We start from the raw sequence: 12,987 nt of genomic DNA on the forward strand, positions 1-12,987 counted from the left end.
TGCAACCATGAGCCTCATTCCCAAAATCGGTCTGCCGAAAGGCCGTGCCGGCCAGTTCATCGTCGACGGCGTTGCCGATGGCTACGAAGCCTTTGCGCTGGTGCAGGCGATCCATGAGATTGCGCCTGACAAACCGGTGCTGTTCGTGGCGCGCGACGGCCAGCGCCTGCCGTCGATCATCGAGGCGCTGACCTTTGCCGCCCCCGGCCTGCCGGTGCTGGAGTTGCCGGCCTGGGATTGCCTGCCCTATGACCGCGTTTCGCCAGGCTCCGATGCCGCTGCCAAGCGGCTCGACGCCCTGACGGCGATGATCGCGCTGGCAAAAAAGCCGCATCGCGCGGTCATCCTGACCACTGCCAATGCGCTGCTGCAGCGCATTCCGCCGGCCGATCTGGTCGAAGCGCAGACTTTCCACGCAAAGCCCGGCAACCAGATCGACATGAACGCGCTGGTGTCCCGGCTGGAGATTTCCGGCTTCGAGCGGGTGCCGACGGTGCGCGGTATCGGCGAATTCGCCGTGCGCGGCGGCATCCTCGACCTCTACGCACCCGGCTGGACGGAAGCACTGCGGCTCGATTTCTTCGGCGACACGCTGGAATCGATCCGCGTCTTCGACGCCGCCACGCAGCGCACCACCGGCCAGCGCAAGTCGATGGCGCTGCAGGCGATGAGTGAAGTGGCGCTGACCCCCGAAACCATCAGCCGCTTCCGGCGCTCCTATATCGAAGCCTTTGGCGCGCCGCAGCGCGACGACGGCCTTTATGCGGCGGTGAGCGAAGGGCGGCGCTTTGCCGGCATGGAGCACTGGCTGCCGCTGTTCTACGAGCGGCTGGAGACAGTGTTTGATTATCTGCCGGATGCGCCTGTCATCTTCGACCATCTGGCGCACGAAGCGCTGGCTGAGCGTCACACGCTGATCCTCGACCACTACGAAGCGCGCCGCAAACAGGCCGACGCCGCCTTGAAGGACGCCGTGCCCTACAAGCCGGTGGCGCCGGACCTGCTCTATCTCTCACCGGAAAACCTCGTAGCGTCCCTCGGTCCGCGCGAAGCCATCGACTTCACCGCCTTCGACGCGCCCGATGTCGGGGCCAAAAAGGTGTTCCATGGCGGTTCGCGCCACGGCCGCAGCTTCGCCGAGGAACGTGCCGACCCCAACGCCAACGTCTTCGACGTCGTGGTGAAGCATATTGCCGACGAGCGCGCGGCACGCCGGCGGGTCATCGTCGCCGGCTGGACCGAAGGCTCGCTCGACCGGCTTGGCCAGATCCTGGCCGAGCATCATCTCGGCAATCTGGTGCCGGTGGCGACGTTGGCCGAGGCGGAAAAACTCGAGCCGGGCCAGGCGGCGCTTGCGGTGCTGCCGCTGGAATCCGGCTTCGAGACCGAACAACTGGTCGTCGTCGCCGAACAGGATATTCTGGGCGACCGGCTGATCCGGCGCTCGAAGCGCAAGAAGCGCGCGTCGGATTTCATCGCCGAGGCGTCGTCGTTGTCGGCGGGCGACATCGTCGTCCATGCTGATCACGGCATTGGCCGTTTCATCGGCCTGCGCACCATCGAGGCGGTCGGTGCGCCGCATGATTGCCTGGAAATCCACTATGCCGGCGACGACCGGCTGTTCCTGCCGGTGGAAAACATCGAGCTTCTGTCGCGCTACGGCTCTGACACAGCCGAGGCGACGCTGGACAAGCTCGGCGGCGGCGCCTGGCAGTCGCGCAAGGCGCGGCTGAAGAAGCGCCTGCTCGACATGGCCGGACAGTTGATCCGCATTGCCGCCGAGCGCCAGATGCGTACCGCGCCGCCCATGGTGCCGGCGGAAGGGCTTTACGGCGAATTCTCGGCGCGCTTTCCCTATGAGGAGACCGACGACCAGCAGGGCGCGATCGATGCCGTCGTGGACGATCTCGGCGCCGGCAAGCCGATGGACCGGCTGATCTGCGGCGATGTCGGCTTCGGCAAGACCGAAGTGGCGTTGCGCGCCGCCTTCATCGCGGCGATGGAAGGGTTCCAGGTCGCGGTCGTGGTGCCGACGACGCTGTTGTCGCGCCAGCATTTCAAGACTTTTTCGCAGCGCTTCTCCGGCCTGCCGATCCGCGTCGGCCAGGCCTCGCGGCTGGTCGGCGCCAAGGAACTGGCGGAAACCAAGAAAGCCATCGCCGAGGGGCAGGTCGACATCGTCATCGGCACCCATGCACTGCTCGGGTCGGCGATCTCGTTCAAGAATCTCGGCCTGCTGATCATCGACGAGGAGCAGCATTTTGGAGTCAAGCACAAGGAACGGCTGAAGGACCTCAAGACCGACGTCCATGTGCTGACGCTGTCGGCGACGCCGATCCCGCGCACGCTGCAGCTTGCCTTGACCGGCGTGCGCGAACTGTCGCTGATCGCCACGCCGCCGGTCGACCGCATGGCGGTGCGCACCTTCATCTCGCCTTTCGACCCGCTGGTCATCCGCGAGACGCTGCTGCGCGAACGCTACCGCGGCGGCCATTCCTTCTATGTCGTTCCGCGCATCAGCGATCTCGCCGAAATCCATGATTTCCTGCGCGAATCCGTCCCCGAGCTGAAGGTGGCGGTGGCCCATGGCCAGATGCCGCCGGGCGAACTCGACGACATCATGAACGCCTTCTATGACGGCCAGTACGACGTGCTGTTGTCGACCACCATCGTCGAATCCGGGCTCGACATTCCGACCGCCAACACGCTGATCATCCATCGCGCCGATATGTTCGGCCTGTCGCAGCTCTACCAGCTGCGCGGCCGCGTCGGCCGTTCCAAGGTGCGGGCATATGCGTTGTTCACGCTGCCGGCCAACCGCAAGCTCACCGACACGGCCGAGCGCCGGCTGAAGGTGCTGCAGTCGCTGGACACGCTTGGCGCCGGGTTCCAGCTCGCCAGCCACGACCTCGACATCAGGGGCGCCGGCAATCTACTCGGCGAAGAACAATCCGGACACATCAAGGAGGTCGGCTTCGAGCTTTACCAGCAGATGCTGGAAGAGGCGGTGGCCGAGGTGAAGGATTCCGGCGAGGTTCAGGATGGCGGCTGGTCGCCGCAGATCGCCGTCGGCACGGCTGTCATGATCCCGGAGAGCTATGTGCCGGACCTGCAGCTCAGGCTGGCGCTCTACCGCCGCCTTGGCGATCTCGAAAACACCGAGGAGATCGATGCTTTCGGCGCCGAGCTGATCGACCGCTTCGGCCCGCTGCCGGAGGAAGTGAAGCATCTGCTCAAGATCGTCTTCATCAAGGCACTCTGCCGGAGGGCCAATGTCGAAAAGCTCGATGCCGGCCCCAAGGGCGTTGTCATCCACTTCCGCAAGCGCGAGTTTTCCAACCCGGTCGGGCTGGTCAAATATATGGGCGAACAGGGCTCGCTGGCCAAGATCAGGGCCGACCACAGCGTGGTCTTCATCCGCGACTGGCCGACAGCCGAGAAGCGTCTGGCGGGCTCGGCTGTCGTCATGACGCAGTTGGCGCGGCTGGTGGAGAAGGCCGCATAGCCCGCCGGCTACCATTCGCCAGCGCTTGAATTCCGGTCTAGAATAGGAAATCGGCTTCGTGTATGGAGCCGCGATCCCCATGTGGGGCGGGAATGGCGGGCAAAAGCCTGCTGGAAAAGGCGTTTGGGTGCAGCGATGACGAAATGGTCGCCGAATTCTTGGAGAGCGAAGCCGATCAAGCAGGTTCCTGCCTATCCGGACCTTGCCGCGCTGAAGAGCACGGAAGCCCAGCTCGCCACCTTTCCGCCGCTGGTTTTTGCCGGTGAGGCGCGCAAGCTGAAGAAGCAGCTTGCGGCTGTCGCTGCCGGCGACGCATTCCTTCTGCAGGGCGGTGATTGCGCCGAGAGTTTCGCCGAACATGGCGCCGACAACATCCGCGACTTCTTCCGCGTCTTCCTGCAGATGTCGGTGGTGCTGACCTTTGCCGGCGCGCAGCCGGTGGTGAAGGTCGGCCGTGTCGCCGGCCAGTTCGCCAAGCCGCGCTCGTCTGACAATGAGACCAAGGGCGAGGTGACGCTGCCAAGCTACCGTGGCGACATCATCAACGGCATCGAGTTCGACCCCAAGTCGCGTATTCCCGACCCGGCCCGCCAGGAAATGGCCTACCGCCAGTCGGCGGCGACCCTTAACCTGCTGCGTGCCTTCGCCCAAGGCGGCTACGCCAGCCTGGAGAATGTGCATCGCTGGATGCTGGGCTTCGTCTCCGACAGCCCGCAAGGCGAGAAGTATGGCATGCTCGCCAACCGCATCACCGAGACGATGGACTTCATGAAGGCCGTCGGCATCACCTCGGAGACCAACTACGCGCTGCGCGAGACCGACTTTTACACCAGTCACGAGGCGCTGCTGCTCGGCTATGAAGAGGCGCTGACCCGCGTCGATTCGACCTCCGGCGACTGGTACGCAACGTCGGGCCACATGATCTGGATCGGCGACCGCACCCGACAGCCCGACCATGCGCATGTCGAATATTGCCGCGGCATCAAGAACCCGCTCGGCCTCAAATGCGGCCCGTCGCTGACGACTGACGGCCTGCTGGAGCTCATCGACCTGCTCAATCCGGAGAACGAGCCGGGCCGGCTGACGCTGATCGCCCGCTTCGGCTCCGACAAGGTCGCCGACCATCTGCCGAAGCTGGTGCGCGCGGTGCAGAAGGAAGGTCGCAGCGTCGTGTGGTCGTCCGACCCGATGCACGGCAATACGATCGAGGCTGCCGGCTACAAGACGCGCCCGTTCGACCGCATCCTCAAGGAAGTCCAGACCTTCTTCGAGGTGCATCGCGCCGAAGGCACGCATCCCGGCGGCATCCATGTCGAAATGACCGGCAAGAATGTTACCGAATGCACCGGCGGCGCCCGCGCCATCACCGCAGAGGAACTGCAGGATCGCTACCACACCCATTGCGACCCGCGCCTCAACGCCGACCAGGCGATCGAGCTGGCGTTCCTGGTGTCCGACCTCTTGAAGAAGACCCATCCGATCCAGCACAAGCAGGCCGTGAACGGCTGAGAGCCTGTTTTCAGAAACTGAAATGATAAGCGCCGGAGAAATCCGGCGCTTTTTCGTTTAGATCAACGCCCGCGTTCCCAGCGCAATCCGTTGAGCCGGGGATCGTTGGCAAAGGCGGTTCTGGAAAACTCGATCCGCTTCTCCGGAAATTCTGAGATGGCCTGGACGCCGAACGCGCCGAGCCGGATGCGCCAGGTATGCGGCTCCAGCGGCTTGGCCTTGGTAAAGCCGCGGCATGTCAGCAGCGCCACATTGACGCCCTTCGGGTCGCGCGCCGAACGGTAACGGATCGCCTCCAGCCCAGCCTCACGCGCGACATCGGCAATCGCCTGGCTGGCGGCATAGTCGGTCGGATGCGTCCAATGGGCCCGGTCGCGGTCGAGCGGCGGCCGCGTCAGGTCGATGGCCTTGTCGGTACGGATCGCGGCGGCGAAGGCGGTGTATTCGGCGGCGTCGTGCGGCCATGGCGTGTCGGGCGAATCGGCGAAGAACAACAAGCGGTAGAAGGCCATTTCGGCGACCGCCGTCATGATCGTCTCCGCGGCATAGTAGACACCCAGGGTGCGGCCAGCGCGGCGGAAGCGCGAGCCGTAGGGATAGATCGAGCCGTAGCGGAAGGGCGTCGCCAGGAGATAGTGGAGATGCCGGCATTCCATGGGGATTTGCGGCTTGGTCTCCTCGATCAGATCCTCGAGCAGCGCCTGTTCGTCCAGCGTGTCGACGATCTTCAGCGTCGAGACGCGGTGCTGCGCCTCGACCATGCGCCAGTATTTGCCGTCGAGCCGGACGGCTTCAGACGAGAGCGCGTCGGGAGTCCAGATAGGCAATGACATCGACAAGCCCGGTAATAGTGAGGATCTTTTCAAGCGGGCTGCCATCGAAAGCCGTGTTGGCGTTCTTCAGCCATGCCCGGGCTATCGTCTCGTCACCGCCGACAATGGCATCGAGCGAACGGAACAGCCGCACGAACAGCACCGCGAGTTCGAACGGCTTGGTGCCGCGCTCCAGCAGGAATTCCTGCCTGCGCATGCGTGAAACCGTGGCTTCCGAGACGCCGATGATCGACGCAAGCACCCTGGCGGTTATATCCAAGAGTTCGGCGGCGCGCAGCGTGGCCTTGGTCAGAACCGCGTTTTCGGCCGCCTTCGCGGTCAGATCAGGGGCGGCAGCATTGGGTGGTGTAACAGACATGGCCTCTCTCTTTCCATGGAAAATATAGTCCACGGAAATTCATATGGAAAGAGGCGGGATCCGATAAATTTGCCTGTGCCCGGGAATTGGCTGCACGCCGAAGCGTCAGTCTTTCTTGTAGAGCAGCCAGTTCTTGCCGGTGCGGCCGGCCATTGTCGAGTGCCGGGTGACGCGGTTGCGCCCGCCAACCTTGGAGCGGTAGAGCGCCCGGTCCGCCTTGGTGTAAAGATCCTCCGGGCTTTCCGCTTCGGAAGCCATGCAGATGCCCATGGAAACGGTCACCGTGCCGTAATTGGCGCCGGTCTGGCTGCTGGTGAACGGCGTCTGTTCGATCAGCACGCGGATGCGTTCGGCGATCTCGTAAGTGGTATCCTCGCTGGCGCCCTCGACGATCAGCGCGAATTCCTCGCCGCCGGTGCGGGCAACGAACATGTCTTCACGGATGCTGGTCTGGAAGATTTCAGCGACGATCTGGATGATCTTGTCGCCGACCGGGTGGCCGTAGCGATCGTTGACACCCTTGAAATGGTCGATGTCGGCAAGGATCAGGGCGTTGAACAGGATCCCCTTGTTGGAGGTGTAAATCGCCGTGATTTGCTTGTCGAAGGCGCGGCGGTTCCAGATATGCGTCAAGGGGTCGGTGTCGGCGAGCCGCTTGTACTCCTCAAGCTTCGACTTGACGCTCTCCAGTTCCGCCGTCTTGTCGCTCAGCGTGGTTGCAACCTGCTTGCCGTGGTCGAGGGTCGAGTTGGTGGCCGCCGCCATGGCGCTGGCGACCTTCTGCAGCAGATCCTGCGAAAGCAGGCTGCGGTTGGCGAGGCCACTCGATGTCTCATCGAGGATCTTGCCGTATTTCTCGATATGGCTACGTTCGCTGCGCAGCAGCAAGGCGATGTCCTCGAGTTCCCTGGCCAGCACGTCGCGCGCCTGCTCGACAATGCCGGGACCGTGATGCTGGGCAAAGAAAGCGCGGCCGATGCGGTCGAGATCGTCCTGCGTCGGCTGGTTGCCCAGCGCGACGACGGCCAGGCCGAGTTCGCGATTGGTGCCTTTCAGTGCTTCGTAGAAGATTTCGTAATTGCGCGGCAGGCCAAGCACGCCGAGCTGACGCATGGTCGCCACAACGGCTGTTGCAATGTCGCTGTTTCGGTCGGTCTGGACGGCTGCCGGCTGCATGTTCTGTTCACTCTGCCTCTGGGAACCATCGCAGACCGTGCGAGATGCCGCCGACCGGAGAGTGCCAGCCGTATTTCGGATCATCCTGCGAAAGACACGTCCCCAATCGCGACATTCGCTTGGCAACGACCATAGATGCGCCGGCGCTAAAGTTTCCTTAATGTGCCGCCAGGTAACGCGTCCGTTCTACCGCAGGCTGCAGAAATGGTTTGCAAAGATCCTGAGGTCAGGTCCGAACACGCCCACCCCATGTCGCATTTGCCGGTGCCCGGCTGCGGCAAAACTGAAATCCTCTCGGCCAGCGGCGAAGCCGTGGACGATGGCTGGTGGAGGTAGGGATGAGCAACAACCACAGCGGATCTTGCCTGTGTGGAGCCGTGCGTTTCCAGACGCGAGGGCCGTTGCGCGGCGTCATTTATTGCCACTGTTCGCAGTGCCGCAAGCAGAGCGGGCATTTTTACGCCGCGACCAACGTCGCCGACGGCGACATCACGATAACCGGCGCCGACAACATCAGCTGGTACGAATCGTCTTCCTTTGCCAAGCGCGGCTTTTGCAAGATCTGCGGCTCGGTGCTGTTCTGGAAGCCGGGTCAGAATGCGTATGTCTCAGTTCTGGCCGGATCGTTCGACAACCCGACCGGGCTCGAAGGCCAATGCCACATCTTTGTCGGCGACAAGGGCGATTACTATACGATCGACGATGGACTGCCGCAGTTCGAGAAGTCGACGCCGACGATCAAGGTTGCGGAGGAGTGATTTTGCGGCGGCTGCCTTATTCCCTTGATCCAGCCATTGCGATATCCCCTGCCGGTGATTCGAAGGGGATGCGGCATGCAGCGGCTGATCGGTGCTTACTTCAATTCTGTGCGAGCCTTTCGCAAGCTCGCCGCCAGCGAAAGGGCATTTCAGCAGGAACTGATGCTGCTGGTGCTGGCGCTGCCGCTCGGCTGGTTCGTCTCGGTCTCGTGGCGCGGCTACGCGCTGTTGATCGGCGCGGTGCTGCTGCTCATCATGGTCGAAGTGCTGAACACCGGCATCGAGGCAGCCTGCGATGCCTTCAGTCGCGAGTTCAACGTCGACATCCAGCTCGCCAAGGACTGCGGCTCGCTGGCGGTGCTGATTTCGGTTGTTATCGTCGCCGGCGTCTGGGGAATCGCCCTCATCGAGCGCATCACGGGACTACCGATCTGATCTGAACGCTCCCATATGTTAGTCACCAAAGGAGACTGACGTCGTGGAAGCCAATTTTCTGCTGCTTGAAAGAGCCGGCCTGCCGGAAGACCTGCGCTGGCTGGCGGAAAAATATCCGCGCGAGACATGGCAGGGCCACGCCAACATCCACGGCATGGCAAACATGTGGCTGCAGCGGCACGACATGTTCCGAGAGCTGGGCGGCATGCTCACCAACGGCATTGGCGACTATCGCGAAGGCAGGCTGACGGCGCCGGATTTCGCGCGCTGGTTCGCGCCGCGGCTGAACCACTTTCTCGGCAATCTCGACGGCCACCACAATGTCGAGGACTACCAATATTTCCCGGCTTTCGCCAAGGCGGAGCCGCGCCTGAAGCGCGGCTTCGAAATCCTCGATGCCGACCATCACACCATTCATGAGGGGCTGGAGCGCAACGCCGAGACGGCGAACGCCTTCATCCGCACGCTCGAGGAGAGCGAGGACAGGCAACGCTTCGCCGCCGACGCCTATGCGGACGAGAACAGCCGGCTGATCGCCATGCTGAAGCGGCATCTGGCCGACGAGGAAGATCTCATCATCCCGCTGATCCTCGATCGCGGCGACCGGGCTCTGGTCGAGGACGACGACTGAACCTTACGATATGGTTTCGCTGTCGCGGGCGTCCTTGGCGCGCTCCTTGCCGGCGACGGTGCGGGCGATGAGCCAGGCAAGGATGGCGACACCCAGACCTATGGCAAGCGCGATCAGCAGCCGTTCGTGATGGAGCAGTGCCTTGCCTATCATCTGCTCGGCGCCGAGGCCGGAGACGTAGCCGATGCCGCAGAACAAAGCCGCCCAGACCAGCGACGACACCGCGTTGAGGATAACGAAGCGCGCTACCGAAATGCTGGCGAAACCGGCCGCGATGCCGCCGACCAGGCGCAGGCCATAGATGTAGCGGTTGGATAGGACGAATATGTTGGGATGGGACGAGACGAGACGGTAGGCGTGGTTGAAGCCGGGCCTCGCCTTCAGTTTCAGCACCCTGGGATGGTCGGCAAAGCTGCGGCCGAGAATGAAGAAAAACGTGTCGCCGACGAAGGCGCCAATGGCGGCCGTGAGGAAAGCCTTCCAGAGGATGAAGACATGCTGATGGGCGAAGAAGCCGCCGAGGATGGCCGCACTTTCGCCTTCGGCGACACAGCCCAGGAAAACCGCGATCAACCCATATTGCTCGATGAGGTGATGGACGATCCCGGTCATTGAGAGGTTTGCCGGCCCGACACTTTTTCGTCTATGCGGTTCACCTGTTCGGCCAGGCGCGCGATGTCCTCGCGCACGCCGATGATCTGGCTGTGGCGCAGTTCGTCCAGCTTTTCATGCAGAGCCATGATCTCGATCTCGGCCTTGAGGTTGACCTCATAGTCATGCGCGGCGTCGATGCGGTCGCGTGCGGCCTGGCGGTTCTGCGACATCATGATCACCGGCGCCTGCAGGGCGGCGATCATCGACAGCACGAGATTGAGGAAGATGAAGGGGTAGGGGTCGAATGAGTCTCGCCCGAGCAGCCACCAATTGGCGCCGATCCACAGCACCAGGAAAGCAATGAAGGACAGGATGAACGTCCACGAGCCGCCGATGCGGGCAATGGCATCGGCGATCCGGTCGCCGGCGCCCTGAAGGCCGGTGAGGCTGTCGTTGATATCCTGCGAGATGGGCTTGCGGTCGACAGTGCTCTGCAACACCCGCCGCTCGAGCTCGCTGAGGCCCTCCGGCGTTCGCCTCAGCCAGCGGTTGGCCAGTTCTGGCACGGTCTTGTGCATGGATGTCTCCATAGGAAAAGCATCGGCTTGGCAGCCTCGTTTGCATATAGGAAGATGGCGTTTCGTCAAAAGCGCGGCGCGAGGATGCAGGATGCCCGATTTCGCGAAGATTCGCGCCCGTGCTGCAAAACGCAAAGGCGGCGACGCCGTGCTGACCTCGCTGCTCGGGCCGGCGCCTGACAATGCTGCTGTTGCCGACATTACGGACGATCGCATCCTGTCGACGATGGCCGAGCGGGTGTTTGCCGCCGGCTTCGTCTGGCGCGTCATCGAACAGAAATGGCCGGGCTTCGAGGAAGCCTTTCTCCATTTCGAGCCGAAACGGCTGTTGTTTCAACCTGATGACTTCTGGCATGACCTGACGGCTGATCAACGCATTGTGCGCAACCCGCAGAAGATCAAATCCGTCCGCGACAACGCCGCCTTCGTTGAGCGTGTGTCGAAGGAACATGGCGGTTTCGGCAAATTCCTCGCGGAGTGGCCTGACGACGACCAGGTCGGGCTGATGGCGTATCTCGGCAAGCATGGCAGCCGGCTTGGCGGCAACACCGGCCAGTATTTCCTGCGTTGGCTGCAATGGGACGCCTTCGTCATCTCGGCCGATATGGTCGCGGCTTTGCGTGACGCCGGCCTCGACATCGCCGAAAGTCCGACGTCGAAGAGGGATCTCGACAGGATTCAGGCGCAGATCAACAAATGGGCGCAGGAAACCGGCCTGCCGCGCCGGCACATCTCGCGCATTCTGGCGATGTCGATCGGAGAGAACCATTCGCCGCAATCGCTGCGGGAATATATGGGCGATGACTGATCACCGAATTGGTCCAAACGAACGCCATTGCCCGGGCAAATTTGCCGCGCTAAACCGCAGGCATGACCCAGAAGACCGCACCCGATATTCTGCGCATCGCCGTTGCCCAGCTCAACCCGACGGTCGGCGATGTCGCCGGCAACCTTGCCAAGGCGCGCGAGGCGAGGGCCGATGCCGCCCGCCAGGGCGCCGACATCGTGCTCTACACCGAGCTTTTCCTTGCCGGTTACCCGCCGGAGGACCTGGTGCTGAAGCCGGCCTTCCTCAAGGTTTGCGAGAAGGCCGCGCAAGACTTCGCCGGAGATACCGCCGATGGCGGGCCGGGCGTCATCATCGGCACGCCGCTGAAGCGCAAGAGCGGCACCCACAATTCGATCATCATCGCCGATGGCGGCAAGATCCTCGCCGAGCGCTACAAGCTCGATTTGCCAAACTATGGCGAGTTCGACGAGAAGCGCGTCTTTCAGGCCGGCCCCGAGGCTCAGGGACCCGTCAATTTCCGCGGTGTGCGCATCGGAATTCCGATCTGCGAGGACATCTGGGGCGACGTCGGCATCTGTGAAACCCTGGCCGAAAGCGGCGCGGAAATCCTGCTGGTGCCGAACGGCTCGCCCTACTACCGCGCCAAGATGGACGTGCGCCATCAGGTCGTTATCCGCCAGGTCATCGAGACCGGTTTGCCGATGATCTATGCCAATCAGATCGGCGGCCAGGATGAGCTGATCTTCGACGGCGCCTCTTTTGCCATAGGCGCCGACAAGACGCTTGCCTTCCAGATGAGCCAGTTCGAGGAAACTGTCGACGTCACCACCTGGAAGCGCAACCGCGTCGCCGCAGGCGCGCAAAACGCAGAAGAGTTCGACGGCTGGGTCTGCTCGGAAGGGCCGATGTCGAAAATCCCCGAGCGCGAGGAGGCGGACTACCGCGCCTGCATGCTCGGCCTGCGCGACTACGTCAACAAGAACGGCTTCAAGAACGTGGTGCTGGGTCTCTCCGGCGGCATCGATTCGGCGATCTGCGCGGCCCTTGCCGTCGACGCACTTGGCGAGGAGCGGCTGCGGGCGGTGATGATGCCCTACCGCTATACCTCGGAGGATTCGCTGAAGGATGCCGAGGATTGCGCCCGTGCGCTTGGCTGCCGCTATGACATCGTGCCGATCTTCGAACCGGTCGAGGGTTTTCTGCATACGCTGACGCAGCTTTTCGAGGGCACCAAGGAAGGCATTACCGAGGAAAATTTGCAGAGCCGCGCGCGCGGCACGATCCTGATGGCGATTTCCAACAAGTTCGGCTCGATGGTCGTCACCACGGGCAACAAGAGCGAGATGTCGGTGGGCTACGCCACGCTTTATGGCGACATGAATGGCGGCTTCAACCCGATAAAAGACCTCTACAAGATGCAGGTCTATGCGCTGTCGCGCTGGCGCAACAGCCATGTGCCGCCGGGCGCGCTCGGTCCCTCAGGCGAGGTGATCCCCAGGAATATCATCGACAAGGCGCCGTCGGCGGAATTGCGCGAGAACCAGACCGACCAGGATTCGCTGCCGCCCTATCCGGTGCTGGACGACATTCTGGAATGCCTGGTCGAGAACGAAATGGGCGTCGACGACATCGTCGCGCGCGGCCACGATCGGGCGACGGTGACGCGCGTCGAACATTTGCTCTACATTGCCGAGTACAAACGCCGGCAAGCGGCGCCGGGTGTGAAGATCACCCGTAAGAATTTTGGACGCGACCGCCGCTATCCCATCACCAACCGTTTCAGGGATCGCGGCTAAACATCTGATTAAATTGATGAACCT

Annotated in this window: 12 protein-coding genes; 7 read left to right on the top strand and 5 right to left on the bottom strand. The window is 62.8% G+C overall.

The window, feature by feature from the left end; genetic code table 11:
* Nucleotides 1-7: 7 nt before the first annotated feature.
* Both mfd and X757_RS156415 read left to right on the top strand, forming a co-directional pair.
* Entirely contained in the window at nucleotides 8-3,505 is a 3,498-nt protein-coding gene (gene mfd / locus X757_RS156420) for a transcription-repair coupling factor (protein ID WP_023725733.1), read from the top strand.
* Nucleotides 3,506-3,640: 135 nt separating this feature from the next.
* Nucleotides 3,641-5,014, top strand: coding sequence for a class II 3-deoxy-7-phosphoheptulonate synthase (locus X757_RS156415; RefSeq protein ID WP_023725734.1), 1,374 nt, complete (start codon nucleotides 3,641-3,643; stop codon nucleotides 5,012-5,014).
* 62 nt (nucleotides 5,015-5,076) lie between these two features.
* Here the strand turns inward: X757_RS156415 and X757_RS156410 are convergent, their stop codons facing one another.
* From X757_RS156410 to X757_RS156400, 3 genes are all read right to left on the bottom strand, one after another.
* Nucleotides 5,077-5,847 carry an RES family NAD+ phosphorylase gene (locus X757_RS156410; protein ID WP_023725735.1) on the bottom strand — a complete coding sequence of 257 codons (771 nt, stop codon included), beginning with the start codon at nucleotides 5,845-5,847 and terminating at the stop codon, nucleotides 5,077-5,079.
* On the bottom strand, nucleotides 5,807-6,205 hold the full coding sequence (locus X757_RS156405; RefSeq protein WP_023701176.1) for an MbcA/ParS/Xre antitoxin family protein: 399 nt from the start codon (nucleotides 6,203-6,205) through the stop codon (nucleotides 5,807-5,809). The genes X757_RS156410 and X757_RS156405 overlap by 41 nt, the downstream gene beginning before the upstream one ends.
* A gap of 105 nt (nucleotides 6,206-6,310) precedes the next feature.
* The gene (locus X757_RS156400) at nucleotides 6,311-7,381 is read right to left on the bottom strand and encodes a diguanylate cyclase (RefSeq protein ID WP_023681555.1); all 1,071 of its coding nucleotides are present in this window, start codon (nucleotides 7,379-7,381) and stop codon (nucleotides 6,311-6,313) included.
* Between the two features lie 338 nt (nucleotides 7,382-7,719).
* On the opposite strand from X757_RS156400, the gene X757_RS156395 reads away from it, so the two are divergent.
* From X757_RS156395 to X757_RS156385, 3 genes are all read left to right on the top strand, one after another.
* Entirely contained in the window at nucleotides 7,720-8,139 is a 420-nt protein-coding gene (locus tag X757_RS156395; RefSeq protein ID WP_023725736.1) for a GFA family protein, read from the top strand.
* Nucleotides 8,140-8,214: 75 nt separating this feature from the next.
* Nucleotides 8,215-8,574 (top strand): diacylglycerol kinase, encoded by a 360-nt coding sequence (locus tag X757_RS156390; RefSeq protein WP_023667554.1) that lies wholly within the window; start codon nucleotides 8,215-8,217, stop codon nucleotides 8,572-8,574.
* A gap of 43 nt (nucleotides 8,575-8,617) precedes the next feature.
* A complete protein-coding gene (locus X757_RS156385; protein WP_023667553.1) occupies nucleotides 8,618-9,205 on the top strand; it encodes a hemerythrin domain-containing protein in 588 nt (195 codons plus the stop codon).
* 3 nt (nucleotides 9,206-9,208) lie between these two features.
* Here the strand turns inward: X757_RS156385 and X757_RS156380 are convergent, their stop codons facing one another.
* Nucleotides 9,209-9,817: a DedA family protein gene (locus tag X757_RS156380; protein ID WP_023725737.1), complete on the bottom strand. Its 609-nt coding sequence runs from the start codon at nucleotides 9,815-9,817 to the stop codon at nucleotides 9,209-9,211.
* Nucleotides 9,814-10,377: a DUF1003 domain-containing protein gene (locus X757_RS156375; protein WP_023688332.1), complete on the bottom strand. Its 564-nt coding sequence runs from the start codon at nucleotides 10,375-10,377 to the stop codon at nucleotides 9,814-9,816. The genes X757_RS156380 and X757_RS156375 overlap by 4 nt, the downstream gene beginning before the upstream one ends.
* Before the next feature lie 91 nt (nucleotides 10,378-10,468).
* Between X757_RS156375 and X757_RS156370 the strand changes: the two genes are divergently transcribed.
* Together X757_RS156370 and X757_RS156365 are read left to right on the top strand one after the other, a co-directional pair.
* A complete protein-coding gene (locus X757_RS156370; protein ID WP_023695415.1) occupies nucleotides 10,469-11,185 on the top strand; it encodes a DNA-3-methyladenine glycosylase I in 717 nt (238 codons plus the stop codon).
* A gap of 62 nt (nucleotides 11,186-11,247) precedes the next feature.
* Entirely contained in the window at nucleotides 11,248-12,963 is a 1,716-nt protein-coding gene (locus X757_RS156365; protein ID WP_023725738.1) for an NAD+ synthase, read from the top strand.
* Nucleotides 12,964-12,987 lie beyond the last annotated feature (24 nt).

It is taken from the genome of Mesorhizobium sp. LSHC412B00, from assembly GCF_000503035.1.
Classification (GTDB): domain Bacteria; phylum Pseudomonadota; class Alphaproteobacteria; order Rhizobiales; family Rhizobiaceae; genus Mesorhizobium.

Excerpts from the sequence above, each read along its gene's own strand:
- X757_RS156405 (WP_023701176.1), bottom strand. The coding sequence starts at position 6,205 with ATGTCTGTTACACCACCCAATGCTGCCGCCCCTGATCTGACCGCGAAG.
- X757_RS156395 (WP_023725736.1), top strand. The coding sequence starts at position 7,720 with ATGAGCAACAACCACAGCGGATCTTGCCTGTGTGGAGCCGTGCGTTTC.
- X757_RS156365 (WP_023725738.1), top strand. The coding sequence starts at position 11,248 with ATGACCCAGAAGACCGCACCCGATATTCTGCGCATCGCCGTTGCCCAG.
- X757_RS156415 (WP_023725734.1), top strand. The coding sequence starts at position 3,641 with ATGACGAAATGGTCGCCGAATTCTTGGAGAGCGAAGCCGATCAAGCAG.
- mfd (WP_023725733.1), top strand. The coding sequence starts at position 8 with ATGAGCCTCATTCCCAAAATCGGTCTGCCGAAAGGCCGTGCCGGCCAG.
- X757_RS156390 (WP_023667554.1), top strand. The coding sequence starts at position 8,215 with ATGCAGCGGCTGATCGGTGCTTACTTCAATTCTGTGCGAGCCTTTCGC.
- X757_RS156410 (WP_023725735.1), bottom strand. The coding sequence starts at position 5,847 with ATGTCATTGCCTATCTGGACTCCCGACGCGCTCTCGTCTGAAGCCGTC.
- X757_RS156400 (WP_023681555.1), bottom strand. The coding sequence starts at position 7,381 with ATGCAGCCGGCAGCCGTCCAGACCGACCGAAACAGCGACATTGCAACA.
- X757_RS156370 (WP_023695415.1), top strand. The coding sequence starts at position 10,469 with ATGCCCGATTTCGCGAAGATTCGCGCCCGTGCTGCAAAACGCAAAGGC.
- X757_RS156380 (WP_023725737.1), bottom strand. The coding sequence starts at position 9,817 with ATGACCGGGATCGTCCATCACCTCATCGAGCAATATGGGTTGATCGCG.
- X757_RS156375 (WP_023688332.1), bottom strand. The coding sequence starts at position 10,377 with ATGCACAAGACCGTGCCAGAACTGGCCAACCGCTGGCTGAGGCGAACG.